Genomic DNA, 26173 nt, shown 5'->3' with positions numbered 1-26173 from the left:
CCTCAGTCCCGGGCACCCACCGGTTCCGCCTCCCGCTGCTCGGACCCGGCCTTCTTCGCCTTGCGCTTGATGATCAGCATGGAGGCAAGGCCGATCAGGACCGCGATCGCGAGGCCCAGGTACGAGAAGCGCTTCAGCCAGTCCTCGGCGACGACACCCACGTAGTAGATGACGGCGGTGGTGCCGCCGGCCCAGCAGACGCCGCCGAGGACGTTGGCCGTCAGGAACTTCCAGTACGGCATGTGCAGCACGCCCGCGAGGGGGCCGGCGAAGATGCGCAGGAGGGCGACGAAGCGGCCGAAGAAGACCGCCCACATGCCCCACTTCTCGAAGGAGCGCTCGGCGGTGGCCACATGGCCCTCGCTGAAGTGGCGTGGGAACTTCCGGGCGAGCCAGGCCAGCAGCGGGCGTCCGCCCTTGCGGCCGATGGCGTACCCGATGGAGTCGCCGATCACCGCGCCCGCGGTGGCGCAGACGCCCAGAATGACGGGGTTGATGCCCGAGTGCTGGGAGGACATCAGCGCCGCGGAGATCAGGACGATCTCACCCGGCAGCGGGATGCCCAGGCTCTCCAGACCGATCACCAGGGCGACCAAGGCGTAGACGGCTGCCGCAGGCACCGAGTCGAGCCATTCCTGGACGTGCACTGCCGGTTCCTCCCCTGTCGCTGAGCTTGTTCTCCGGCTTTCCGGGCCGTCGCATGCGCAGCACGCCCCAAGGGAAGGCTACCTGGTCGTCGGTGAACGGCCGCTTGCCCGTGCCCGCGCGACGGCACCGTCCCGCCCTCACGCCTTACGTTTTCGGACATCCCCGTGTCACGCGGGAGGGGAAGGCTCCCACGCGGTTCGCCCCGCCCGCCTCCCCCAGGTCCTGTCGTGGGACCCGCCGCGGAAGGACGACGTCCCCGTGTCCTCACTGTCCCCGTCCCGCTCGCTGACCCCCGCGCCCCGCCCCTGTCCGAAGACCCCCGCCCCCGCCCCCGCCCCCGGGCCCGTCCCCGTCGCCTGCCCGGGGTCCGCGGCGCCGGCCAGCCCGGTGTCCTGGATGTCCGGCCGGCCGGTACGGCTCGCCCTCTGCCTCGCGCCGCTGCTGCTCGCGGCCGGCTGGGCCGCGGCCAACCGGCCCGTGGTGTACGAGGGGGTCAGGCGCCTGGTCGCGGCCGACCCCTGGTGGCTGCTGGCGGGAGCCGGCCTCACCTGTCTGAGCTGGGTGGCCGCCTCCTGTGTACGGCAGGGCGCCCTGTCCGACCGGCTGCCGCCGGGGCTGCTGCTGGCCTCGCAGTTCGCCGCCGGCGCCGCCAACCACGCGCTGCCCGGCGGGCTCGGCGCCCACGCCGTCACCCTGCGCTTCCTGCGCGCCCAGGGCGTACCGCTCGACCGGGCGACCGCGTCGATCGGGCTGTACTCGCTGGCCAGGTCGGCCGCGAAGACCGTGGTGCTGCTGGTGTTCCTCGCGGCGTCGCCCGCCTGGCGTCGCCTCGGGGACCTGATACCGGACGGCCGGCTGCTGGTGCCGCTGGCCGCGGTCGCGGGCGGGGCGCTGGCGGTGGCGGGGGTGCTGCTGACGGTCGTACGGCCGTTGCGGCGGCCGGTGACCGGACTGCTGCGGGCCGCCGTCGCCGACGCGCGCTTGGTGCACACCCGGCCGGCCCGGGTGCTCGCGCTGTGGGGCGGGGCGGTCGCGATGCCGCTGGTGCAGGCGGGCACGCTGGCCTGTGTCGGGGCCTCGCTGGGGCTCGGGCTGCCCTGGGAGCAGGTGGTGCTCGCCTGCCTGGCGGCGGGCACGGCTGTCGGGGCGGTGCCCGCGCCGGGCGGGCTCGCGGTCGACGCCGCGCTGGTGTGGACGCTGGTCACGTTCGGCGCCGCGCCCGCCGCGGCGACGGCCACGGTGATCGGGTACCGGGTGCTGACCGACTGGGTGCCGTTGGTGCCGGGAGCGCTGGTGCTGTCCGCGCTGATCCGGGGGAAGGCGTTGTGAGCGGGTGTCCCGCCGACTCGGGTACCGGCCGGGGCGCCCCGGTTCAGGTGCGGCGGGCCACCAGACGGTAGGCGTTGGACACGTGCAGGCGGTGGGAGAGGGGCCGCAGCGCGAGGCGGTCCAGGAGGGTGGCGGCGAGCAGCGCGGGGACGCCGGCCAGGAGGAGCGCGGTGCGTGCGGCGCGGCGGCGGGCGCCCGGCGGTTCGGCGAGCCAGGGGGCGTCCTCGCGCGGGGCGGTGTGGTCGAGCGCGAGCCAGACGGCGGCGAGCAGATCGACCGGGTCATGGGCTTCGGCGTGCTGCTCGGCGACCACCGTGAAACCCAGCTCGGTGAGCCGGCGGCGCAGGTTGCCGACCGGCATGAAGTGCAGGTGCTGCGGCTGGAGCCAGGGCAGCCACCAGCGGCCGAGGAGCCGGGCGTAGCGGCTCTCCGGGTCCGGTACCTCGATCAGGAGGTGGCCGCCGGGTCGTACCGCCTGGCGGGCGGCGCGGAGTTCACGGTCCGGGTCGGTGCTGTGCTCCAGGTAGTGGAACATGCTCACCACGTCGTAGCGGGCGGCCAGTTCGGGGGCCAGGTCGGGGAAGGCGCCGCGGTAGGCGTTGGCCACGCGGCCCTCGCGGGCGGCGAGTTCGACGCCGTCGGTGAAGTCGAGCCCGTCGAAGGAGGTGCCGGGCAGCACCGTACGGGCACTGGCGCAGAAGTGGCCGTGCCCGGTGCCGACGTCCAGCCAGGTCTTGGGCGCCGGGTCGTGGGGCAGCATCGCCTCGGCGCGGCCCCGGTACATCGCGCCGCGCCCGCCGAAGGTGCCGCTCATCCGCTGCTCGCCGAGGCCGTCGTAGAAGTCCCGGTAGTAGAACTCGAGACCGTCGTCGTTCAGCCGGGGGTTCTGGAAGACGTGGCCGCAGTCGGCGCAGCGGTCCAGGGCGAAGCGGCCGGGTTTGTGCTGGAGCAGGTCGGTGGTGCGCAGCCGGGAGGTGAGCCGGCCGGAGGCGCACCAGGGGCAGGTGGTGCGCCGGGGGGCGAAGAAGCGGTCGGTGCCCGCGGCCAGGTCGGCCCGGTAGGCGGGGCGCAGGGCGGCGATGCGGGCTGTCTTGTCACGGGCGTCGCTCATCGGGCCTCCGCTGCCATGCGTTCGAGGTGGGCCGCCGCGGCCTGGGCGCCGCCCGCCGCGCGGAACGCGGCACGGATCCGGGCGGCGGCGGCCCGGTGGGCGGGATCGTGCAGAACGGTGTCGAGGGCCTCGCCGAGCCGGGCCGCGGTGACCCGGCCGAACCTGACCCGGACGCCCGCGCCGGAGTCCACGACCTGTCCCGCCACCACCGGCTGGTCGTCCCTGATGGGTGCGACGACGAGCGGGACGCCGTGCCACAGGGCCTCGCACACGGTGTTGTGGCCCGCGTGGCAGACGACGGCGTCCGCCCGTTCCAGCAGCGGGAGTTGCGGTACGGACGGCAGGACGAGGACGTCCTTGTCGTCGGGTGCGGCGGGCAGGGTGCCGCCCGGGTCGACGATCACCGACTGGATCCGGTCGGCGCGGTCCCGCAGGGCGGCCAGGCAGTGGGCGAGGAACCGGCCGCCGGCGTCGGCGTTGGCCGTGCCGAGCGTCACCAGGACCTTGGTCCGGCCGGTGTCCAGCCGTTCCCAGGGGAAGCCGGGACCGGCCGGACGGCCGGCGAGCGACGGGCCGACGTAGTGGATGTGCGGTGCCAACGGCGCCTGCGGGCCGATGAGTTCGGGTGTGCTGAACACCAGCAGCAGATGGGGTGAGGAGCGCGGGTCGGCGGTGCCCGCCGGGTCGCCGATCCGGGTGCGCAGCTCCGCGAGGCGCTGCCCGAGCCAGTCGGCGACCTTGGGCATTCCGTCGTAGGCGCCGGTGAACTCGGCCGAGGTGGTGGCCGAGGTGGCCCAGGGCAGTCCGAGCCGTTCGGCCACCAGGGCGCCGGCGAAGGCCTGCTGGTCGGCGACGACCACATCGGGGCGGGCCGCCGCGACGGCCGCCCGGACCCCGGGCGCCATCGCGTCGGCGAGCGGCAGCAGATACCCCTCCCACAGGAACCGCAGCGCCTCGGCGCCGCGCAGGTCGGGCGGGCGTACGGCGCCCGGGGTGCCCGGTACCGGCCCCGCGCACCCGTACACCGTGGCGTCCGGGCCCGCGAGCCGCCGTACCAGCACCGGGTCGGCGCAGACCCAGGCCACCCGGTGGCCGCCGGCGGTGAGGCGGGCGGCGACACCGACGGCCGGGTTGATGTGCCCGGTCAGCGGCGGGACGACGAAGAGGAACCCGCTCACCGGACTCCCGCCCCCGCCCGCACCAGGTCCAGGATGTGGCCGCCGACGGTGGCGGGCGCCTCGACCAGGACCGAGTGCTCGTGCCCCGGCAGGACGACCGCGCGGAAGTCGGACAGCAGCCGCCGCTGCGCCGGCACCAGGTCCGCCAGGTCCGAGTCGCCGCCGTACACGCCGAGGACCGGGCAGCGTACGGCCCTGATCTGGGCCTCGGTGAGGACCCGGCTGGCCGGGATGTCCCGGCCCAGGGTGGTCTCGCGGGCCAGCCGGGCCGCGCCCTTGGCGAGACGGGCGGTGTTGTGGCCGCGGTGGGCGGTGATCCAGGCGATCGCGTCGGACTCGTTGTGGGCGAGTTCGGTCACCACCCGGCGCAGGATGCCGCCGAGCTTCCCGGCCCAGGCGGCGGTCGCCGGTTCGGACTCGATCAGGGTCAGGCTGGCCACGCGACCCGGGTGGCGGGCCGTGTACCCGAAGGCGACGGTGCCGCCGTAGGAGTTGCCGACGAGGTGCACGGGCCCGGTCACGTCCAGCCGGTCGAGGAGGGCCGCCAGGTCGTCGATGTTGTGGTCCAGGGTGTAGCCGTGCGGCGGGCGTTCGCTGCGGCCGTGGCCGCGCAGGTCGTACATGACGACGTCGAGCCCGGCCGCCGCGAACGCGGGCGCGACGGTGAAGTAGTAGCTGGCCAGGCTGTCGGTGAGCAGGCCGTGCACCAGGACGATGGTGGGGTGCGGGCCGTGGTCCGCGGGACCGGTCCGCTGGACGTGCAGCCGGATGCCGCCGGCGTCGACCATCGCCATGGCTCAGCCCGCCTCGGTGTTCTTCAGGCTCCACACCACGTACTCCACGAGCCGGCCGACGGTCAGCTCGATGATCTCGTCGAACTCCATGCCGGCGAGGAACTCGGCGAGGTTGACCCGCTGTCCGTACCGCTCCTCCAGCAGACCCGCCAGGGTGACGAGGTCGATGCTCTCCAGTTCGAGGTCGCGGTTGAAGGTGGTGGACATGTTGATCACCACGTCGTCGTCGCCGTACTCCGCGAGGACCGTGCGGAGCAGGACGCTGATGTCGGCGAGCACGGTGTCGGCGGTGGGCTGCGCCGGAGCCGGCTGGGTGGGGTTCATCGGGCGTACTCCTCGGCTGCTGCGTCGTGTTGTCGATCGTCGGCCGCGGGCCCGGTCGTCCAGGCCACCGCATAGCGGCGGTCCGGCAGGGCGGGCGGGTTGGTCACGGGTGCGCAGTGCACGGTGTAGGCGCGTTCGAGGCGGCCGGAGACGAGCAGCCGGCTGCCGTCCGGGGCTGCCTCCCGTACGGCGAAGTCCCGGGGGCGGCCGTCGAATCCGACGCCCTCGGCCTTGGCGACGGCCTCCTTGGCGGCCCAGAACCGGGTGAACCACACGGATTCCGGGTCGCCGCCGTCCGCGCACCGGGCGCGCAGGAGCCGCAGCTCCGCCGGGCCGAGCGCGATGGCGAGGGTCGCCGGGTCGCGGTCGGTGACCTCCTCGATGTCGATGCCGTTGCCGGGTCCCGGCCCAGGGCGGTGCGGGCGGACGATCGCGACGGCCGCCTCGGCCCGGTGGGCGAGGGAGACGTCCAGCGCGGGCAGGGTGCGCCCGTGCACGCCGGTGACGAAGGGGCGGCCCGCTTCGTCGTTGCCGACCCGGATCTCCGCCGGGAAGACGGGCCCTTCGCCGTGCCGCCAGAGCCACTGCCGTACGGCGTCCTTGAGCGCGATCCGGCCGAGCAGCCACTGCCGGCGCCCGCGCGGCGGGTGCTGCGCGTACCCGGCGCGCTCCGCGCCGCCCAGCGAGTTGCGCATGATCAGTTCGCGCGAGGCGAGGTCGGGCCAGCGCTCGTGCACCAGCGCCCAGCCGCCGGGCATGGCCGCGGCGAGGGTGTGGCGTTCGGGGAAGCGTTCGACGGGCCGGGTCGTGGGGTCGTTGTCGAAGCGGCGGTCCTGCCAGCCGGTGAGCCGGGCCCACACCCGGCCGCCGACGGTCAGCTCCGCGTCCGCCTCCAGCACGGTGTCCGTGAGGGAGGTGACGCGCAGCAGGCAGTGGACGGCGGTGCCGGGTTCCGGGTGCGGGCCGTGGAACCGCGCCTCGCCCAGGTGCACCGGGAAGACGACGGTCCGCTCGGTGCGGGTCGCCATGATCCAGTAGCCGAGCAGCTGGCCCACGTTGTCCAGCAGGGCGCCGGGTGCCGCGGGGGTGGTGATCACGCCGCGGATGTGCCGCTCGCCGATCGCGGTCAGCTCGGTCAGGCCCTGGAAGCCGGGGCCGTGGAACATCCAGCGGTCGCGGTAGACCTGCGCGGCGGTGTGCTCGGGCCGGCGTTCGGGCGCGTCCGGGCGGGGGCTCGGCGGAGGCGGTGCGGGCCGGTGCGGTGCGAGTTCGATCTCGGCGCGGGCGGTGGGTCCGAAGGTGACGGCGACCCGGTCCGGGCGGCCGGGGGCCGGGGTGACGGTGACCGGGACGTCGACGGCCGGGACGGCGGTGAGCCAGCGGTCGAAGCGGGCGCCGTGCACGGCGACGGCGTGCAGTCCGGGGGCCGCCGCCTCCGCCGCGTCCATCATGTGCCGGACGATCGTGGTCGCGGGAACCACCGGCCACCGGTCGGCCAGCTCGGGCCAGCCGGGGCGCTGCGGGAAGAAGCAGTGGTCGAGGAGGTGGGGCATGGTGCGGGGGGAGACGTGGAGGGTGGTGGTGGTGCCTAGGGGGGTGGCGGGGACGGGGGGTGCCGCGGGCGCCGCGGGTGCTGCGGGCGCCGCGGGTGCTGCGGGCGCTGCGGGCGCGGGGGGTACGGGGGGTGTTGTCGTCACTGCGGAGGTCGCGGCGGTGGGGGTGATCGTATGGGCCGTCGGCGTGGGGGTGGTGGTCGTCGCGTGAGCCGTCGGCGTCGCGGTGGTCGTCGTGGCGTGAGCCATCGGCGTCGCGGTGGTCGTCGTGGCGTGAGCCGTCGGCGTCGCGGTGGGCGCGTGGGCGGGGGCCGTTGGGGTGACGGCGGCGGCGGTCGGGGGGCCGCCGGGGGGCGCGGGGGGCTTTCGGTCGGCGGGCCGGCGGCCCGCCGCGATCAGCTCCGCCGCCGTGTGCGCGGTGTCCCGCAGGAGGGCGGTCAGTTCGGCGGCGACCGGGTGCTGAACGGCGAGGTCGTCCAGCGCGGGGGCACGCGGGATCCGGTGATCCGGCCGTAGGTCCCCGCCGCTCGGCAGCAGTTCGGCGCGCAGTGCCTCCCGGGCCGGGCCGTCCAGGGACACCAGGGCGCTGCCGAGGTCGAGGCGGACGGGCGGGCGGACACCGGACGGGCGGTCCGCCGGGGTGCGGGAGGGCACCGCGGGCGCGACGGCGGCCCCGGCCGTCCACAACGCGGCTGCCGCGCGCCGGAGTTGGGCCAGTCCGCTGTGATGGGGCGCGTTGGCGGCGACGGCCAGGTGGTCGCGGTCGCCGAGGGTGTCGCCGATGAGGGAGGGAAGCCGGCCGGGGCCGAGCTGGACGAAGACGCGGTGGCCGGCGGCGTACATGGCCTCGGTCAGCTCGCGGAAGCGGACGGGCTCCAGCAGGTGCCGGACGAACAGGTCACGGACCGCCGGCTCGTCCCGGGGGAAGGGCGCGGCGGTCGTCCCCGACCACACGGGCACGCTCGGCGGGTGGATCCGGAAACTCTCGGCGGCCTCCTTGATGGGGGCGAGGAAGGGTTCCAGCATCGGCGTGTGGAAGCCGGAGCGGAAGGGCAGCACCTGGCAGAGCACGCCCTCGGCACGGAGGGCTTTGACGAACCCCTCCACGGCCGGCCCGGGGCCGCAGACCATCGACTGGCGGGGCGCGTTGTCGTGGGAGAGCACGATCCCGGAGCCGGCCCAGGCGCCGGCGAGCGCGGCGCGGACCTGGGCGGCGGAGGTGCCGGCGGCGGCGAAGACGAGACCGGGGACGGTGAGCGAGTCGGGGTCGAACCCGGCCATGAAGGCGTCGACCTGGGCGGCCGAGTACACCCCGGCCGCGGCCATGGCGGTCCATTCGCCGACGCTGTGCCCGGCGACCGCGTCCGGTACGACGCCCATCCGGCGCAGCGCCCGGTCCAGCAGGCGGCCCACGCCGACGACACCGAAGCCGTGCCGGCCGATGTCGCCGACCTGGACGTCCGGGCCGGTGCCGGTGACCGGGGACAGGCCGAAGTGGGCGGCGATGTCGTCGGTGCGGGGCGCGAAGTCGGCCTCCAGGCCGGGGAAGACGAAGGCCAGCCCGCCGCCGGCCCGACCGAGCAGCGGGGCGGGCCGGAACCACACATCGCCGCGGCCCTGCCAGGCGCGGCCCTTGGCGACCGCGCGCCGGGCCAGGGCGAGGCGCTTGGCGGTGGGGTCCACGACCGCGAGCCGGGCCGGGCCGGCCCCGGTGTGCGGCCCGGCGGGGTCGAGTCCGGCGGCGCGCACGGCCGGGTCGTCGCCGCCGAGGAGAGCCGTGAGCGCGGCCGTGTCGCCGGCCGCGAGCAGCAGGACCCGCTCGGGCTCCGTGACCCGCGCGACGGCGGATCCGTCCCGCTCACGGGGAGCGGTCACGGGAACGGGGTGAGCGGCGGGGCGACCGTACGGCGTCTCCTCCAGCACCACGTGCGCGTTGATCCCGCCGAAGCCGAACGCGTTCACCCCGGCCCGCCGGAGCGGCTGCCCGGTGCCGGTCTCCCAGGGCCGGGCGCGGTCCAGGGTCCGGAAGCGGGTGGCGGCGAGGCCGGGGTGCGGGTCGTCGCAGTGGAGGGTGGGCAGGAGGGTGCGGTGGTGCAGGGCGAGGGCGGCCTTGACCAGGGCCGCCACCCCCGCCGCCGGCATGGTGTGGCCGATCATCGACTTCACCGAGCCGAGCACCGGCCGCTCGTCCTCGCCGTAGCCCGTTCCCGGCCCGAACACCTCAGCGAGCGTGCTCAGTTCGGCGCCGTCTCCGGCGGGTGTGGCCGTGCCGTGGGCCTCCAGCAGACCGACCGAGCCGCGTGCGGCGGGGTCGAGTCCGGCGGCCTGCCATGCCTGGCGCACGGCCCGGGTCTGGCCGCCCGGATCGGGTGCGACGAGCCCCGCGGTACGACCGTCACCCGCCACGCCGGTGCCCCGGATCACCGCGTACACGCGGTCGCCGTCGCGTTCGGCGTCCGCGAGCCGTTTCAGTACGACGACGCCGGTGCCCTCGCCGATGAGGATGCCGTCGGCCTCGCGGTGGAAGGGGCGGATGCGCTCCGTCGGGGACAGGGCGCGCAGCTGGGAGAAGACGCTCCACAGGGTGATGTCGTGGCAGTGGTGCACTCCCCCGGCCAGCATCAGGTCGCAGCGGCCGGTGCCGAGCGCGGTGACCGCGTGGTCGACGGCGACCAGGGAGGAGGCGCAGGCCGCGTCGACGGTGTAGGCGGGGCCGCGCAGATCGAGGCGGTTGGCGATGCGGGAGGCGGCGAGGTTGGGGACGAGGCCGATCGCGGCGTCGGGGCTGTCGGGGCCGAGCCGGTCGGTGAACGCGGTGCGGACGCGGTCGAGTTGGCCGGGTGTCAGGTCGGGCAGCAGCTCGCCGAGGGTGCGCACGAGCTGGCCGGCGGTGCGCACCCGCTGGTCGAGGCGGGCCAGGCCGGGGGTGAGGTAGCCGCCGCGGCCCAGGACGACCCCGATCCGGTGCCGTTCGGGCAGCCGTCGCGTGCCGCCCGCGTCGGCGAGCGCGGCGGCGGCCACCTCCAGGGCGATGAGCTGGTCGGGTTCGGTGCCGGGCACCGAGGCGGGCATGATGCCGTGCCGGGTGACCTCCACCTCGGCCAGGCCGTCCACGAATCCGCCGCGCCGGCAGTACACCTGGCCGGCGGCGACGGCGGGTCCGGTGCCCGTGCCGGGCCGGTAGTACGCGGCGTCCCAGCGGTTCGCGGGGACCTCGCTGATGGCGTCGGCGCCGTCGCGCAGATTGCGCCAGTAGGCGTCCAGGCCGCCGGCGCCGGGCAGCAGCACCGCCATCCCGACGATGGCGACAGGCGTTTGACGGTCCGTCATGTCACCAGCCCGACGCGGTGTAGACGACGGCATGGGCCGCCGGGTCGCCCCAGGCGAGTTCCCGGAGCAGGGCCGCGGTGCCCTCGTCCGGGTCGATCAGCGCGACTCCGCGCCGGGCGTACTCGCGGCCGAGTTCCGCGCCGACCATGCCGGAGTGGCTGCCGGCCGGCGCCCAGGGGCCCCAGTGCACGGTCAGGGTGCGCCGGCCGGTGCGGGCGCTCCGGTCGGCACCGAGCGCTGCCAGGGCGTCGTTCGCCGCGGCGTAGTCGGCCTGGCCCCGGTTGCCGAGCACGGCGGCGATGCTGCCGAACAGCACGGTGAACGCCGGTGCGGCGGGCAGTTCGTCCAGCGCGGCGAACAGCGCGCCGGCCCCGGCGGTCTTCGTGCCGAAGACCCGCTGGAAGGACTCGGGGGTCTTCTCGGCGATCAGCCGGTCCTCGATCACCCCGGCGGCGAACACCACCCCGTCGAGCCGGCCGTGTTCGGCGTATGTCTCCTTGACGGCCTGCAGGACGGCGTCCCGCTCCCGGAAGTCCACCGAGCGGTAGCGGACCGGGCAGCCGAGGGCGGCGAGTTCGGTGAGCGTGGCGGTGATCTCCCGCTGGGCGAGGATCAGTTCGGCGGCCCGGTTGATCTCGGCGGGCTGCGGGGCGCCGGGTCCCGCGGCGAGCGCGGCCCGCAGCTCGACGGGGGTGCGGGCGGCGGCGATGTGCGCCTCCTCGGCGGTGCCGGGCGCGGGGGTACGGCCCAGCAGCTCGATCCGGCACCGGCAGGCGGCGGCCAGGGTGGCCGCGAAGCGGGCCGTGATCCCCCGGGCGCCGCCGACCAGCAGGATCACGGAGTCCCGGTCGAGTCCGAGGGCGGCGGCCTCGGCGGCGCCGTCCCCGGCGGGTCCCGCACCGGTGGTGCCGAGCGGGCCGAGGGGAACGGGCACCAGGCCGAGGCCCTGACGGGGACCCGCGGCCGGGCGCAGCACGACGGGGGCCGGTTCCGGGGAGCGCAGTTCGGCGAGCACCGCGTCGGCGACGGCCTCCGGGCCGGTGTCGCCCACCGCGAGTACCCGGGCCAGGAGGTCCGGGTACTCGCGGGCCACGCTGCGGAACAGTCCGTCGAGGCCCGCCGCGCGCAGTGCACCTGCGCCGTCGGCGGCGCGCACGGCCAGCAGCGCCCGGGGGGCGCGGGCCAGCGCCGCCCGCAGCACCGGGAAGGCGTCCGGCAGGACCGGGAGGTCGGGAAGGCCCGGGCCGGACAGCGCGCCCAGGTACAGGACGCCGTCGACGGGGCCGTCGGCCGGGCCGAGCAGGTGGCCGCGGTCGAGGAGAACGGCGTCGGCGCCGTGGGCGGCGAGCCGGGCGGCGACCAGGGCCGCGGCGCCGTCACCGCAGCCCTCACCGTGTCTGTGGCTGTCGCCGGTGGCGCGGCCGTCGCCGAGGACGGCGAACCGCATCCCGGTCAGGTCGGTGGCGAGGTCCGGGCCGGGGCCGGGCAGCGGAACGGGACGCAGCTCGCAGCGCCGGGGGGCGACGCCGAGGGGGAGGTCCGCGGTGCCGGCGGCCGGCGCCGGCGCTTCCTGCGGTCTCGGGCTGTCCGCGCCACCGGTGTCCGCCCCCGTGCGCGCCGTCAGCCACGCCGTCACCGCCGCCGCGGTCCGCGCCTTGGCCAGCTCCTCGAGCTGGGCGTCGTCGAGCAGTTCCGCGCCGCCCGCGATTCCCAGGCGCTGGGCGAGTTCGCCGGCGATCTCGGCCCGTTTGATCGAGTCGATGCTCAGATCGGCCTCCAGGTCGAGGTCGGGCTCGATCATGTCGACGGGATAGCCGGTGCGTTCGCTGATGATCTCCCGGACGACCTGTTCCACGTCGTCCGCCGTCCGCGCCCGCGCCGGGCCGCTCGACGGCGGTCCGGCGGCGGCGGCGGGCTGCTGCCCGTACTGCCCGACGGGTTCTGCGGCGGCCCCCCGGACGGGTTCGGCGGCCCGCGCGAGCTGGGCCGGCGGCGCGAGCGAGGCCGGTGCCGCCGGCGCGAGCGGCGCGGCGGGAGCGACGGGCGCCGGTGCCGTGGCACCGAAGTAGGTGAGCAGCACGTCCCGCTGGGCGGCGATCATCTCCCGGCTGGTGCGCAGGAATTCGGAGATCAGCGCGTCCCGGTCGGCCGGGGCGCCGTTCGGCTGGTGGGTCGTCACTGTGGTCTCCACGACGCGTCGGGCCGGTGCGAGGGCACCGGGCAGGAATGCTCCGTCGGCCGTTCGGACGAGATGTCCGTCGACCGTCCAGCCGGGCCGCTTCGGCGCCGGGTCGCGCAGCGCGTCGACGGCGTCGCGGCCCCGCAGGAGCCACGCGGTGCGCACCGGCTGCCCGGCGACGGCGAGCCGGGCGAGTGCGTCGAGCCAGCCGGCGAGACCGCTGTCGGCCCGGGGTTCGCAGGCGACCGTGCGGTGCGGACGGTCGCCGAGGATCTGACCGACGAGCCGGGTGAGCACCGTGCCGGGGCCCGCCTCGACGAAGGTCCGCGCCCCGGCCTCGTACATCGCCTCGATCTGCGCGGCGAAGGCCACCGGTGCGCCGATCTGGGCGGCGAGTCCGGCACGCACGGCCTCCGGATCCGCCGGGTAGGGCGCGGCGGTGCGGTTGGCCCAGACGGGAAACTCGGGCGCCCGGACCGGTTTGTCCGCGAGCACCTCGGCGAACCGCTCCCCCGCTGCCGCCACCACCGGGCTGTGGAAGGCGCAGGCCACCGGGATGCGGCGGGCACCGAGCCCGGCCGCGCGCAGCGCCCGTACGGCGGTGTCGACGTCCTGGGTGGGCCCTGAGATCACCGTCTGCTCGGGCGAGTTGAGGTTGGCGACGACGACCGACCCGGGTGCCCCGGCCGTGCGCAGGGTGTTCACGACGGTCTCGGCGGCGGCGCCCACGGCGGCCATGGTGCCGGGCTCGTCCCCGGCCGCCGCCAGGATCGCGGCGGCCCGCTCGGTGCTCAGCTCCAGCAGGGTCTCCGCGTCGAGGGCGCCGGCCGCGGCCAGGGCGACCAGCTCGCCGTAGCTGTGCCCGGCGGCCAGATCCGGCTGGACGCCGGCCGCGGTCAGGAAGGCGTGGGCGGCGAGGCCCGTGATGCCGAGCGCGGGCTGTGCCGTCCGGGTGTCGGTGAGGGCGGCCCGCTGCCGCTCACGGGCGCTGTCGTCGAAGGCCGCCGGCGGGAAGAGCCGGTCGGCGTGGGCGCGGCCGAGGTGCAGGTAGTGCCGCAGCTCGGGCAGGGCGACCAGGAGGTCACCGAGCATGCCGGTGCGCTGACTGCCCTGGCCGGGGAAGAGGAAGGCCACCCGGCCCGGAGCCGGGTTGGCGGGGTGGGGCGCGGGGTCCTCATCCGCGGGGTGGGGCGCGGGGTTCGGGGTCGCCGGGTGGGGGTTGGGGTTCGAGGTCGCCGGATGAGGTTCGGGGGTCGCAGCCGCCGCTCGGGGCCCGGGGTTCGGGGCCGGCAGATGAAGGCTGGGGGTCGGGGTCGCCGGATGAGGTTCGGGGGTCGGGGCCGCCGCTCGGGGCCCGGGGTTCGGGGCCGCCGGGTCAGGCCCCAGGTTCGGGGCCGCCGGGTGAGGCCCGAGGGTCGGGGCCGCCGCTCGGGGCCCGGGGTTCGGGGCCGCCGGGTCAGGCCCCAGGTTCGGGGCCGCCGGGTGAGGCCCGAGGGTCGGGGTCGCCGCTCGGGGCCCGGGGTTCGGGGCCGCCGCTCGGGGCCCGGGGTTCGGGGCCGTGAGAGGGAGCCTGGAGGTCGGGTCCGCGAGAACGGGCCCGGAATCCTGGTCCGCGAGAAGCGGCTGGGAGCCCGGATCCGCCCTAGGGAGCCCAGAATCCTCGTCCGCGCGAAGGAGCCCGGGGTCCGGGTCCACGAGAGCGGGGCGGGAGGCCGGACCCGCCAGAGCGAGCCCGGAATCCTGGTCCGTGAACAGGGGCCCGGGGTCCGGGTCCGCGAGGTGGATCCCGGCACTCGGGTCGGCGTCCCCGGCCAGGATGCGGCGCAGCTGTCCGATCAGCTCCCCGGTGTCATGGGCCACGGCGGCGGCCCGCACCGGTGCGTGCGAAGTGTCGGCGCGGCGGGCGGCGGCGAGGGCGAGGTCGCGCAGCCGCCACGGGCTGCCGTCGGACTCGGCGGCCCGGAGGAGCTCCTCGGCCTCCCGGCGGGCCGCCGCCATGTCCCGGCCCCGGAAGAGGAACAGCTCGGCGGGCCAGGCGTCCAGCGCCTGCGGGGGCGGGGGCGCCTCCCCGTACGCGGCGAGCACGGCATGGAAGTTGGTACCGCCGAAGCCGAACGCGCTGACCCCGGCGAACCGTTCGGCGGCCGGTGCGGCCCAGGGCTGGGCGCGGGTGTGGAAGGCGAACGGGCTGTCGTCCTCGGTCCAGGCCGGGTTGGGCCGCTCCAGGTGCAGGGTGGGCGGTTTGACGCCGGTGTAGAGGGCCAGGGTGGCCTTGATCAGTCCGGCGAGTCCGGCGGCGCACTTGGTGTGCCCGATCTGCGACTTGACCGAGCCGAGCGCGCAGCCGCCGGTCGCGGCGCCCGCCTCGGCGAACACCTCGCCGAGCACACCGAGTTCGGTGCGGTCGCCGACGACGGTCCCGGTGCCGTGCGCCTCCACCAGGCCGACCGCCGCGGGCCGGACACCGGCGTTGCGGTACGCCCGCTCCAGCGCGGCCCGCTGCCCCTCGGGCCGGGGTGCGGTCAGGCCGAGGGAGCGGCCGTCGCTCGCGGAACCGAGGCCCTTGACCACGCCGTAGATCCGGTCACCTGCGGCTTCGGCGTCGGCGAGCCGTTTGAGGACCACGCAGGCCACGCCCTCGCCGAGGGCGATGCCGTCGGCGGAGGCGTCGAAGGCGCGGGACCTGCCGGTCGGGGAGAGGGCGTGGACGGCGGTGAACAGGACGTAGTCGTTGATGCCGTTGTGCAGGTCGGCGCCGCCGCACAGCACCAGGTCGCTGGTGCCGCAGACGAGTTCCTTGCAGGCCACGTCCAGGGCCGCGAGGGAGGAGGCGCAGGCGGCGTCGACGGTGTAGTTGGCGCCGCCCAGGTCGAGGCGGTTGGCGATCCGGCCGGAGATGACGTTGGCGAGCATGCCGGGGAAGGAGTCCTCGGTGAGCCGGGGCAGCTGCTGCTCCAGACCGTCCGGGACCTTGCCGTAGTACGACGGGAGGACGGCGCGCAGAGTGGCGGCGTTGGACAGGTCGCTGCCCGCCTCGGCACCGAAGACGACGGAGGTGCGGGAGCGGTCGAACTCCCGGCCCGTTTCGCCGTATCCGGCGTCGTCCAGCGCTCTGCGGGCCGCCTCCAGGGACAGCAGCTGGACGGGTTCGATGCTGCCGAGGGAGGCCGGCGGGATGCCGTAGCGCAGCGGATCGAAGGGGACGGGCGGGAGGAACCCGCCCCATTTCGAGGCGGTGCTGCCGGCGGTGTGGTGCACCTCCGGGTCCCAGCGGTCGGGCGGGACCTCGGTGACGGCGTCGCGGCCGGCGACGATGTTCGCCCAGAAGGTGGCGAGGTCGGGGGCCTGCGGGAACATGCAGGCCATGCCGACGATCGCGATGTCGAGCGGCGGGGGCGGCGGCGGTACGGCGACGGAGCCCGGGCGGGGTCGCACGGCCCGGTGACGACGGCCAGGTGCTGCGGCTCGTACGGCCTCGGTGGCCCGTACGGCCTCGGCGGCTCCGACCGCCGCGGTGGCCCCTACAGCCGCGGTGGCTCCTACGGTCTCCCTGGTCTCGTCGCCCGTCGAGGCACCCCCAGCCCCAGCCGGCAGAACCTCCGCGGCCGTCCCTGCCGTCCCGGGCGTCACGGCCTCCCCGGCTTCCACGGCCGCCGCCGCTTGGGCCGCCCGGGCGGTCAGGAAGTCCGTGGCGCCGTCGGTCACCGCGCGGTGGAGGTCCGCCACGGTGGTGGGCGCCGAGCGCAGCACGGCCACCTGGCCGGCCATGAACAGCCCTTCGCTGAGCTGCCCTTCCTCGTCGACGTCCCGCAACTCGCCGCCGTCGGTACGGGTCATGCCCTTGCTCGCGATGCGCAGCCGCCCGACATTGAGCCGTTCCAGCCGCTCCCAGACCTCCCGGTCGGGCACGCCCCGCGCGCGTAACGCGGCTTCCCGCTCCCGGTAGTCGTGAGTGAAAGGGCTCGGCACGCAGCGGGTGGCGTGGCCGGGCGCGGTCTCCAGCAGGGCGGTCGAGGTGGCGGCCAGAACCTGCCGCTGGAAGAGCGGCCGTACGGCTCCACGGGCGACTGCTTCCCGCGTGAACAGGTAGGCCGTGCCCATGAGTACGCCCACCGCGGCACCGCGAGCGGTGAGCGGAGCGGCCAGGGCGGCGACCATCGCCGCGGACCGCTCGTCGTGGACACCGCCCGCGAAGAAGACCTCCAGCGGGGGCGTTCCTGCGCCCTCGGTACCCGATCCGGTGCCGGCACCCTTCGCCGTCGACGCCAGGAAGTCCTCCAGTACGGCGAGTTGAGCCTCCCAGAGCGGAAAGGAGGCCCGGGGCCCGACATGGCCGCCGCACTCGGACCCCTCGAACACGAACCTCCGGGCACCGGCGTCCAGGAACTGCCGCAGCAGCCCCGGCGAGGGCACGTGGAGGAAGGTGCGGATCCCGGCCCGCTCCAGCGCCTCGGCCTGGGCGGGCCGGCCGCCCGCGACGATGGCGTGCGTGGGCCGCAGCTCCCGTACGGCCTCCAGCTGGGCGTTCCTGATCTCCTCGGGCGCGAAGCCGAGCACGCCCACGCCCCAGGGGCGGCCGTCGAGCGCGGCGCGCGCCTCGGTGAGCAGCGCACGGGTCCGCTCGCCGTCGGCCAGGGCCAGCGCGAGGAAGGGCAGCGCGCCGTCCCCGGCCACCGCATCGGCGAATCCTGCCTGGTCACTGACCCGGGTCATGGGCCCCTGCGCGATCGGCAACCGGGTGCCCAGCGCACGGCTCATGGCCGCCCCGGGCCGCAGGGCCGCACCCGCACCCGCTCTCGCACCCGGCGCCGGCCCGGTCGGCTCGGCCACGTCCGCTTCCGTCGTCCCGGGCGTGTCCCACACTTCGGGCCACACCTCGGGCCACACCTCGGGGCCGGCCTCCGGCCCGACCACGTCGAGCACCGCCGCCGACACGCCGCGCACGACGCCCCGCACATCCCGCCACCGCTCGGCGAACCGGGCGGCGAGGAAGCCGTCCTGGCCCACCGGGAGCAGCCGGCCGCGCGGTTCGCGGGCGCCCAGCAGGGCAGCGACCGCCTCGGGGTCGTCGGCGGGCGGCCGCGGAGCGTCCGGGCCGCGTCGGCGCAGCACCCGGTGGCCGCCCAGCAGCACGGTCTCCGAGCCGTCCAGGGACCGCAGCACCGCCCGCACCGACTCCGGCAGCGCCGACTCGGTCAACAGGGCCAGTTGGCTGTCCAGGACCACACCGGCCGCCCCGCCCGCCACGGCCGCCGCCGCGGTACGGGGGCCGATGCCGCCGCAGGCCCAGACCGGCAGGCGGCCCGACTCCTCGTCCGCCAGCAGCTGTTGGAGCAGGACGAAGGTGCTCAGCTCACCGACCCGGCCGCCGCTCTCGGCACCGCGGGCGATCAGGCCATGGGCGCCCGACCGTACGGCCGCGCGGGCCTGCCCGATATCGGTCACTTCCGCCAACACCCGGCGACCGATGGGGAGTTCGGCCGGAATCCAGGGCGTGTCCGGGGCGAGCACCACGGTGTGCACGGCGTCCGCGGCACGGCCGAGATCCGCCGGGGCGAGGGCGCAGCGCCCGGCGATCCGGACGCCGAAGGGCCCAGGTGCCGCACGGCTCAGCCGGGACAGCTGTTCACGGGATATTCGGTCGCCGGTGCCGAGGTCCAGGACACCGAGCGCACCGGCGGCGCAGGCGGCAGCGGCGAGACCGGCGTCCGGTTCGCCGAACGGGGTGAGGCACAGAATCAGGTCATGGGCACGCACAGGGGAGGTCATGATGCTCCGGCACGATCGGCGAGACAGCACGGTGGGGGGTGTGCGGCAAGACGCTCTGATGCGAGGGCACCGGAAACTAGCGAGGTGCTACTCACGGGTCAATAACGTCGCGGCCTTTCCATGTGCGGTGGCGCCGATCCGGCCAGTCCGGCGAATTCATCGCAAGGAGCGACAAATCGCGCGAGTCTCTGCGGAGACGAGGGCCATGCGCTGCCCAGTCTCGTGCGGCAGACCGTCACAGATCCGTCAAACCGGCCGCCCGCTTCACCCTGCACTCACCCCCGCGCCATTCGCCGGGACAGTCAGCCGCAGTCTGTAAATTCCGCATGACGTCCTCCCGCTGGCTCGAACCGGGCCGACGGGAAACGGCCAGGGCGGCCGGGGTGTGCGCTGGCGCGCGAGAAGGGGCCACCCGCACCGGAGCGGCCCCCTCGCCGGACGGCCCCGCGCCCGTCGGCCGGGGCGAGGCACGCAGGTCAGCCGAGGAGCGACCGCGCCCGGGCCGAGACGGATCCGCCGGCGCCCGCACCGGCACCGCCGGCCGGCGGGTTCAGCGCGTCGGCAGCCGGCGCCATCAGAGCGCCCACCGCTGCCGGCACGGCTCGCACGCCGCGTGCTCCCCCGTCCGCACCGGCACCGCCGCCGGACCCGGCGGGCCGCTCCGCCTTTCCGGCACGGATCTGCGCGACACGCGGTGCGTCCGGCTCCCCGGTCTCCTGGCCGGCGCTCCCGGACGTCCCGCGCGAGGTGCCGCCGCCGTCCGCGCGCCCCGGAGGCTGCCCGGCACCGCCCCGCGGAACCCCCGACCGCCCGGCGTCACCGGCCCCGCCCGAACCATCCGGACCACCTGGACCATCCGAACCGCCCGGGCCGCCCGAACCGTCAGGGCCCGCCGGCGCGGCGTCGCCCCCACTGTCCGCACCGGCCCCACCGGCCCTGCCCACCCCACCGGCTCCACCGGCCCCCGCTTCCCACACCCACCGCTGCTCCCGCGACCCGTCGCGAGGCGCGACCCCGACCGCCGCACCGGAGCGGCCGGAGCGGCCCGAGGTCGGCGCGAGCGCCAGACCCCGGTGCCAGCGCAGCAGGATCTCGCCGCGCACGGTGACGTCGTAGGACACCTCCCCGGCCGGCACGACGCAGGCGGCCAGCGCGACGCCCCTCGTGCCGGGGTCGGCGGCGAGGCAGAGGGCGGGGTCCGCGGCGCTGCGCAGCAGACCGTCGTCCCGGTAAGACCACTGCTGTGCGGCAGTTGCCGAACAGGGGGCGAGCCGGACGCCCGCGCCCGCCGCGAGCCGGTTGCCGCGCACGTCCAGACAGCGCCCGGAGGCGAGGCCGCGCAGTGTGCCGTGGGCGATCTCGGCGGGGTCGCCCACAGAGGCGGCGGAGGGCGACGGGGCGGGGCGGGCGCCCGCGCCGCCCGGCCGCACGGTGCCGCCGGCGGGGGCGCCCCAGGTGGCGCCGGGTGCGGGGACAGCGTTGTCATCGGACCAGCTCCGGACCGCGAGAACGGTCGCGAGCAGCGCGAGGGAGGTGAGTCCGACCCCGAGGGCGACGGCCGTGCGGTGGCGGTGCCCCGGTCCGGTGCGGTGCCGGCCGCCGGGCGCGGCCGCCGCCGGCGGCGCCGACGGCGGCGGCCACTCCTCGGGGGCGCCGCGGCCGGGCCGCGAGTCGAGGTAGCGGCGGGCGCCCCAGCCGAGCACGGTCTCGGCGAGCAGGAGGTGCAGACCCCCGTCGAAGTGGCCGAGTTGCTCGGCGGCGTGCCGGCAGTGATCGCAGACCGTCAGATGCCGGCGCACATCCGGCAGCAGGGCGCCGCCCCGGCGGATGGGGACGTCGAGGAGCCGGTGGTAGAAGCGGCATTCCTTGGTGGGCGCGAGTTCGTGGTGGGCGCGTACGCAACCGGCCCGGAATTGCTCGCGTGCCTGCTCGAGCGCGGTCGCCGCGGTGGCCGTGTCGATACCCAGCAGACCAGCGGGTATGTTTATGGGTTCGGCTTCGACCTCGATGTGCCAGAGAAGGCATTGCGAGGCGCCGGGAAGGGCCCGGAATGCGCGGGCGGCGAGCCGCCTGCTTTCCGATGGTCCGGACTTTGTGGCACGCAGCCCGCGACCACCGGTGGTTCTGCGCAATTCCGGCAGGGCGGCGCAGGCCACTTCGTCGGCGGCCCAGGCGCGGACGGTGTCACGGACGGCGGCCAGCAGCTGCGGGCGCAGCGCGCCGCCGAGCACGCCGCCCGCCGTCCGGCCGAGCACCTGGTGGACTGCGGCGGTGGCCACCAGCTGGGCGGCGGGTCCGGCGGCGGCGAGGCAGACCACGGCGTAGTCGCGGGTGGCCCGCCAGTGCCGGGCGAGCAGCAGCGCGACGGCGTGGTGGCGGCCGTCGTCCGGGCCGCCGAGCCGGGCGAGGAGGTGGCGGTCGGACTCCCCGGCGGGGCCGGGCAGCGGCGGATAGGGCGGGCGTGGGGGGTAGAAGGACTGCACGGAACCATTTCCTTTCCAGCCGCAGAACGCATACGCAAGCGCGTTCTGTCGGAAAGCAGTGCCTGATTGGTGCGTACCTAAAGGGCCGGCCTTGACGTCGACGTCCGCCTTTGCCCTCCCGCGGGGACGCTCACCTTGGCACAAACGGCGCGCAGGAAACAAGGAGTTGGAATGCCCGGCTCGGCATCCCGGGTTTACCGCACTATGGTTACCGCCGGTATCCCCTCCCGGGATCTGGTTCTACGGTCAACTTCCCTCTGGGAAAAGCCGGTTGGGGTACGAAATAAGCGGTTGTCCGGCGGCTCACCGAGGCCGCGCCCGGCCAAGTGCCCATGCCGGCAACGGAACCGGCACAGGCACGGGCACGGGCACATGCACAGGCGTGTGCGTCATGACGTGATGCCGGCCTCCGGCACGAGCCGGCGTTCGCCCTGGGACGCACGGACCACCATGGCGAGCAGAGCGGCCACGAGGCAGACCGCGCCGAGGGTGATCCACACCGTGTCGTAGGTGCCGAAGACATCGCGCGCGGTGGCGCCGAGGAAGGCCGACGCGCCGGCCCCCAGCTGATGGGCGGAGTTGGTCCAGCCGAAGACGATGGGGCCGTCGTCCCCGTAGGTCCGCTGGCAGAGGGCGATGACCGGGGGGACGGTCGCCACGTCGACGAGACCGTAGATCACCGCGAAGGCGATCATGGACGGCTGGGCCGAGGCGGTGAACACCATGGGCAGGGCGAGCAGGGTGAGCGCGCGGACGGTGAAGTAGACGGTCAGCAGCCGGCGCGGATCGAAGCGGTCGGTGAGCCAGCCCGAGAACGCCGCGCCCAGGGCGGAGCAGACGCCGATCAGGGACAGCATGGACGCGGCGACCGTGGCGTGCATGCCGTGGTCGTGGGCGGCGGGCACCCAGTTGCTCCACATGATCCCGTTGGTGGAGGCGCCGCAGATGACGAACATGCCGGCCAGCAGCCAGAACGTACCGGTGCGGGTGGCCTGGAAGAGGACGGACACGGTGCGGCGGGCGGCGCCCTCGGCGGGGGCGGGCTTCTCGACGAACTCCTCGCCGCCGTACGGCATGGCGCCGACATCGGCCGGGTGGTCGCGCAGGAACAGGGCGACGAGGGCGGACACGGTCAGCGCGACGAGCGCGAGCGTGACCACCGGGGGCTGCCAGTCGTAGCGGTCGACCGCCCAGGCGAGCAGCGGGAGGAACAGGAGCTGGCCCAGGTGGCTGGAGGCGCTGAGCGCGCCGGTGACCAGGCCGCGCCGGCGGGTGAACCAACGGCTGGTGATCAGGGCGGCGAAGGTCATCGTCAGGCAGCCGCTGCCCAGCCCGATCAGCACACCCCAGTACAGGATCAGCTGCCAGGGTGCCGCCATCGCGTTGGTGAGCAGGGCGCCGACGGCGATGAGCAGCATGGCGCCGGCGGCCACGCGGCGGATCCCGGCGCGATCCATCAGGGCGGCGGCGAACGGGGCGGTGAAGCCGAAGAGGACCATGTTGACGGAGGCGGCCAGCGCGATCTGGCCGCGGTCCCAGGCGAATTCCTGGTGCAGGGGGGTGACCAGCAGGCCCGGGACGGTGGTGAAGGCACCCGCGGCGACGATGGCCAGGCCGGCGACGACGGCGATGGCCCACGCGCGGTGCCCGGCGGGACGAGGGCCGTCCGGCACGGTGGTGGGGGGCGGGGTCACTGGGGTCTGCGCGTGCTGAACCATGCTTCCAGCCTGTCGGGCAGGCCCCTCGCCCAGCGAGTGTCTGCATGGCCACGATGCGCAAGAATGTGGCCATGACCGACCGGACCGTCTTCTCCCGTCCCGCACGTCACCGCGTTGCCGTACTGGCCCGTCAGATGACCCTGCCCATCGAACTGGGCATCGTGCACCAACTGTTCGGACAGGCCCGTACGGGGGCGTCGGCGGACGGCGAGCCCCTGTACGAGGTCGTCACCTGCGCGCTGCACCCCGGCGAGGTGCGCACCGACGGGGACTTCACCCTGAACGTCGCGCACGGGCCCGAGGCGCTGGCGCAGGCGGACACGGTGATCGTGCTGTCCTCCTACGACGACTACGAGCAGCGGCACCCCGGGCTCTCCGGGCCGCTCGGCGCGGCGCTCGCCCTGATCAGGCCCGGCACCCGGGTGGCGTCGATCTGCACCGGCGCCTTCGTGCTGGCCTCCGCCGGGCTCCTCGACGGGCACGTCGCCACCACGCACTGGCGCTACGCCGACCAGTTCGCCGGGCTGTTCCCGCAGGTGGAGCTGGATCCGGATGTGCTGTACACCGACGGCGGCGAGGTGCTGACCTCGGCGGGCTGCGCCTCCGGCATCGACCTGTGCCTGCACATGATCCGCCGCGACTTCGGCACGGCCGTCGCCAACGACGTCGCCCGCCGTACCGTCGTACCGCCGCACCGGGAGGGCGGGCAGGTGCAGTTCGTCCGCCGGCCCGTGCCGGAGCCGTCGTCGCCGTCCACCGCGGCGGCGCGCGGCTGGGCGCTGAAGCGGCTGGACGAGCCCGTCACGCTGGGCCAGATGGCCGCTCAGGAGGCGATGAGCGTACGGCACTTCACCCGGCGCTTCCGTGACGAGGTCGGCACCACCCCGATGAACTGGCTGACCCAGCAGCGTCTGGAACGGGCCAGGGAGCTGCTGGAGGAATCGGACCTGCCGGTGGAGCAGGTGGCCGAGCAGTCGGGGCTCGGCACGGCCGCCAATCTGCGCCAGCACTTCCACACGGCGCTGGGCACCTCGCCCAGCGCCTACCGCGCCACCTTCCGCGGCCCCGGCGCCGCGGCATGACGCGGCGTGGGGCGGCCGCGAACGGCCGCCCCACGCGTCGAAGACCGGACGTCTAGCGCCGGAACTCCCGGTTGCCGAGGTGCTGCGGACGCGGCTTGGGCGCGGCGAACGGCTCCTCCAGCGTGTTCTCGACGCTGTTGTAGACGATGAAGATGTTGGAGCGGGGGAACGGGGTGATGTTGCCGTTGGAACCGTGCAGCAGGTTCGAGTCGAACATCACCGCGGAGCCGGCCGGCCCGGTGATCTGCTCGATGCCGTGCCGCTCCGCCATCCGCGACAGGTGCTCCTGGCCCGGCGAGCCGACCGTGATCCGGTGCACCCGCAGCGATTCCCTGTGGAAGTCGGGCGGCGTCTGGCCGACCGAGGGGATGAACGTCCGGTGCGTGCCCGGCATGACCAGGAGCGGCCCGTTGAACGCGTAGTTCTCGCTCAGCGCGATCGAGACGCTGAACGCGCGCGGCCGGGGCATGCCGTCCTCGGCGTGCCAGGTCTCGAAGTCGGAGTGCCAGTCGAACTCGGCGCCGCCGAAGCCGGGCTTGTAGTTGACGCGGCTCTGGTGGACGTACACGTCCGAGTCGAGCACCTGCCGGGCGATGTCGGTGAGCCGGGAGGAGAACAGCAGCCGGGCGAAGACCTCGCTGACCTTCTCGACCTCGAACACCGAGCGCAGCCGGTCGGAGTCCGGCTCCAGCACGACGCGGTCGCCGGCGCGCAGCTCCGCGTCCTGGCCGAGGCGCTCCAGTTCGGCGCGGTAGGTCTCCACCTCGGCCGGGGAGAGCAGCTGGTCGAGGACGAGATAGCCGCTGGACTCGTAGGCCGCCAGCTGCTCCTCGCTGAGCGGGCCGGGGCCCTTGCCCCACACGACGGGGTCGACCCGCGGCTGCGGTACGGCCTCGCCGCTGACACGCGTGGGGTAGAGGTCGGGGCGCAGCGTGGTGCTCATACGGCGGTCTCCTTCACACGGGAGGGGGCGGGGCGGGCGGTGGGGTCGGGGTCCGGGTCCGGGGCGGCGAGCGGGCCGATGCGCTGGAGGATCTCGTCGTGGTGGCCGTCGCCCAGCAGGTCGGCGGGGAAGAGCAGCTGCTCGGTGATCTCGGCCGCCTGCCGGCGGGCGTACTGCCGGAGCACCATGAGGATGGAGCGGTTGTCGGCCGACACGCTGGCTTCGACGAAGCGCGCGCCGCGGGCGCGCTGCCGCTCGGCCGCCGCCTCGAAGAGTTTGACCCCGAGGAAGGGGATGCCGTGCCGCGGGCTGACGGCGGTCTGCCACACGAAGTAGGTGTCCGGTTCCTCGGGTCGGCGGTAGCCGGTGAGGAAGCCGACGATCTCGTCGTCGACGGTGGCCACCAGGGAGGATTCGGCGAAGTCGCGGAACCACAGGACGTACGCGTACGGGCTGTTGGTGTCGAGGCCGGGCGTGTTCGCGACCAGCTCCCACACCGCGAGGCCGTCGTCGGGGGTCGGGGTGCGGAAGACGGGCTTGGCGCGTGCGGTCGTCATCTCAGGCCGCCCCCTCCTCGGTGACGAGCGGATAGACGCCGTTCTCGTCGTGGTCCTCCCGTCCGGTCACGGGCGGGTTGAACACGCAGACGTAGCGGGAGTCGGTCTTGGGGCGCAGCGTGTGGCGCTCGTGGCCGTCGAGGAGGTACATGGTGCCCGGGGTGATCCAGTGCTTCTCCCCGGTCTCCTCGTCGGTCAGCTCCGACTCCCCTTCGACGCAGAGCACGGCCTCGATGTGGTTCTGGTACCACATCGATGTCTCGGTGCCCGCGTAGACGGTGGTCTCGTGCAGCGAGAAGCCGACTCCTTCCTTGGCGAGCACGATGCGCTTGCTCTCCCAGGTGCCGGACGCGGCCTTCACATGGCGGTCGGTGTCCTCGATGTCCTTGAACGATCGGACGATCACGGTGCGATGCCTCCTGGATCGGGGTGTTCGGACGGTCGGTGGGCCAGAGGTCAGGCGGTCTCGCGGACGGATCTGGCGAGGACGCTGAGTCCCTCGTCCAGCTCGTCCGGGGTGATGGTCAGGGCCGGCAGCAGCTTGGCGACCTCGCCCTCGGGGCCGGACGTCTCGATGAGCAGTCCGAGTTCGAAGGCCCGCCGGGCGACGCGCGAGGCGCGCTCCTTGTCGTGGAACTCCAGGCCCCACACCAGGCCGCGTCCGCGGTACTCCTTCACATCGGCGAGGTTCTCCCCGGTGATCGAGACCAGGGCGTCCTCGACCTGTTCCCCCCGGGTGCGGGTCTGCTTCTCGAGGACGGAGCCGTCGGCCCAGTAGGTCTCCAGGGCGGCGGTCGCGGTGACGAAGGCGGGGTTGTTGCCGCGGAAGGTGCCGTTGTGCTCGCCCGGCTCCCACACGTCCAGCTCGGGCCGGAACAGGCACAGCGACATCGGCAGCCCGTACCCGCTGATCGACTTCGACACGGTCACGATGTCCGGCGTGATGCCCGCCTCCTCGAAGGAGAAGAACGCGCCGGTGCGGCCGCAGCCCATCTGGATGTCGTCGACGATCAGCAGCATGTCCTGCCGCTCGCACAGCTCCTTCAGCGCCCGCAGCCACTCCGGGCGCGCGACGTTGACGCCGCCCTCGCCCTGCACGGTCTCCACGATCACCGCGGCCGGCTTGTTCAGACCCGAACCCTGGTCCTCCAGCAGCCGCTCGAACCACAGGAAGT

15 protein-coding genes are annotated in these 26173 nt (G+C 75.2%); 2 read left to right on the top strand and 13 right to left on the bottom strand.

Annotation, left to right across the window (positions count from 1 at the left end; all coding sequences use genetic code 11):
- Window positions 1–2: 2 nt before the first annotated feature.
- Complete coding sequence (locus ACF073_RS33850) at window positions 3–647, bottom strand: DedA family protein (RefSeq protein ID WP_392075283.1); 645 nt, start codon at window positions 645–647, stop codon at window positions 3–5.
- A gap of 259 nt (window positions 648–906) precedes the next feature.
- Here ACF073_RS33850 and ACF073_RS33845 point away from each other — a divergent pair, with 259 nt between their 5' ends.
- Window positions 907–1977, top strand: a complete 1071-nt coding sequence (locus ACF073_RS33845) for a YbhN family protein (protein WP_392075282.1) — start codon at window positions 907–909, stop codon at window positions 1975–1977.
- A 43-nt stretch (window positions 1978–2020) separates the two neighbouring features.
- Here ACF073_RS33845 and ACF073_RS33840 read toward each other — a convergent pair whose 3' ends face one another.
- The 8 genes from ACF073_RS33840 to ACF073_RS33805 all read right to left on the bottom strand — a co-directional run bounded on the left by ACF073_RS33840 (window position 2021) and on the right by ACF073_RS33805 (window position 22416).
- Window positions 2021–3088, bottom strand: a complete 1068-nt coding sequence (locus ACF073_RS33840) for a class I SAM-dependent methyltransferase (protein WP_392075281.1) — start codon at window positions 3086–3088, stop codon at window positions 2021–2023.
- A complete protein-coding gene (locus tag ACF073_RS33835; protein ID WP_392075280.1) occupies window positions 3085–4266 on the bottom strand; it encodes a glycosyltransferase in 1182 nt (393 codons plus the stop codon). The genes ACF073_RS33840 and ACF073_RS33835 overlap by 4 nt, the downstream gene beginning before the upstream one ends.
- Window positions 4263–5060 (bottom strand): alpha/beta fold hydrolase, encoded by a 798-nt coding sequence (locus tag ACF073_RS33830; RefSeq protein ID WP_392075279.1) that lies wholly within the window; start codon window positions 5058–5060, stop codon window positions 4263–4265. Before ACF073_RS33830 ends, ACF073_RS33835 begins: the two co-directional genes overlap by 4 nt.
- A gap of 3 nt (window positions 5061–5063) precedes the next feature.
- The gene (locus tag ACF073_RS33825; RefSeq protein WP_392075278.1) at window positions 5064–5384 is read right to left on the bottom strand and encodes an acyl carrier protein; all 321 of its coding nucleotides are present in this window, start codon (window positions 5382–5384) and stop codon (window positions 5064–5066) included.
- Entirely contained in the window at window positions 5381–10267 is a 4887-nt protein-coding gene (locus tag ACF073_RS33820) for a beta-ketoacyl synthase N-terminal-like domain-containing protein (RefSeq protein WP_392075277.1), read from the bottom strand. The genes ACF073_RS33825 and ACF073_RS33820 overlap by 4 nt, the downstream gene beginning before the upstream one ends.
- 1 nt (window position 10268) lies before the next feature.
- Window positions 10269–18215, bottom strand: a complete 7947-nt coding sequence (locus ACF073_RS33815) for an SDR family oxidoreductase (protein WP_392075276.1) — start codon at window positions 18213–18215, stop codon at window positions 10269–10271.
- Window positions 18216–18691: 476 nt separating this feature from the next.
- Window positions 18692–20698, bottom strand: a complete 2007-nt coding sequence (locus tag ACF073_RS33810) for an RICIN domain-containing protein (RefSeq protein WP_392075275.1) — start codon at window positions 20696–20698, stop codon at window positions 18692–18694.
- A gap of 389 nt (window positions 20699–21087) precedes the next feature.
- Complete coding sequence (locus ACF073_RS33805) at window positions 21088–22416, bottom strand: MFS transporter (protein WP_392075274.1); 1329 nt, start codon at window positions 22414–22416, stop codon at window positions 21088–21090.
- A 71-nt stretch (window positions 22417–22487) separates the two neighbouring features.
- Here ACF073_RS33805 and ACF073_RS33800 point away from each other — a divergent pair, with 71 nt between their 5' ends.
- Window positions 22488–23498, top strand: coding sequence for a GlxA family transcriptional regulator (locus ACF073_RS33800; protein ID WP_392075273.1), 1011 nt, complete (start codon window positions 22488–22490; stop codon window positions 23496–23498).
- A 52-nt stretch (window positions 23499–23550) separates the two neighbouring features.
- On the opposite strand, the gene thpD is transcribed toward ACF073_RS33800, so the two are convergent.
- From thpD to ACF073_RS33780, 4 genes are all read right to left on the bottom strand, one after another.
- On the bottom strand, window positions 23551–24441 hold the full coding sequence (gene thpD, locus ACF073_RS33795; RefSeq protein ID WP_392075272.1) for an ectoine hydroxylase: 891 nt from the start codon (window positions 24439–24441) through the stop codon (window positions 23551–23553).
- Window positions 24438–24998: a diaminobutyrate acetyltransferase gene (gene ectA, locus ACF073_RS33790; RefSeq protein WP_392075271.1), complete on the bottom strand. Its 561-nt coding sequence runs from the start codon at window positions 24996–24998 to the stop codon at window positions 24438–24440. Before ectA ends, thpD begins: the two co-directional genes overlap by 4 nt.
- 1 nt (window position 24999) lies before the next feature.
- Window positions 25000–25404, bottom strand: a complete 405-nt coding sequence (locus ACF073_RS33785; protein ID WP_392075270.1) for an ectoine synthase — start codon at window positions 25402–25404, stop codon at window positions 25000–25002.
- 50 nt (window positions 25405–25454) lie between these two features.
- The coding region (locus tag ACF073_RS33780; RefSeq protein WP_392075269.1) for an aminotransferase class III-fold pyridoxal phosphate-dependent enzyme at window positions 25455–26173 on the bottom strand (719 nt) is incomplete at its 5' end.

The sequence above is a fragment of the Streptomyces sp. NPDC015171 genome (assembly GCF_043079545.1).
Lineage (GTDB): Bacteria > Actinomycetota > Actinomycetes > Streptomycetales > Streptomycetaceae > Streptomyces.
This window is presented reverse-complemented; position numbering and strand designations above follow the sequence as displayed.

Excerpts from the sequence above, each read along its gene's own strand:
- ACF073_RS33820 (WP_392075277.1), bottom strand. The coding sequence starts at position 10,267 with ATGACGGACCGTCAAACGCCTGTCGCCATCGTCGGGATGGCGGTGCTG.
- ACF073_RS33815 (WP_392075276.1), bottom strand. The coding sequence starts at position 18,215 with ATGACCTCCCCTGTGCGTGCCCATGACCTGATTCTGTGCCTCACCCCG.
- ACF073_RS33830 (WP_392075279.1), bottom strand. The coding sequence starts at position 5,060 with ATGGCGATGGTCGACGCCGGCGGCATCCGGCTGCACGTCCAGCGGACC.
- ACF073_RS33800 (WP_392075273.1), top strand. The coding sequence starts at position 22,488 with ATGACCGACCGGACCGTCTTCTCCCGTCCCGCACGTCACCGCGTTGCC.
- ACF073_RS33840 (WP_392075281.1), bottom strand. The coding sequence starts at position 3,088 with ATGAGCGACGCCCGTGACAAGACAGCCCGCATCGCCGCCCTGCGCCCC.
- ACF073_RS33805 (WP_392075274.1), bottom strand. The coding sequence starts at position 22,416 with ATGGTTCAGCACGCGCAGACCCCAGTGACCCCGCCCCCCACCACCGTG.
- ectA (WP_392075271.1), bottom strand. The coding sequence starts at position 24,998 with ATGACGACCGCACGCGCCAAGCCCGTCTTCCGCACCCCGACCCCCGAC.
- thpD (WP_392075272.1), bottom strand. The coding sequence starts at position 24,441 with ATGAGCACCACGCTGCGCCCCGACCTCTACCCCACGCGTGTCAGCGGC.
- ACF073_RS33825 (WP_392075278.1), bottom strand. The coding sequence starts at position 5,384 with ATGAACCCCACCCAGCCGGCTCCGGCGCAGCCCACCGCCGACACCGTG.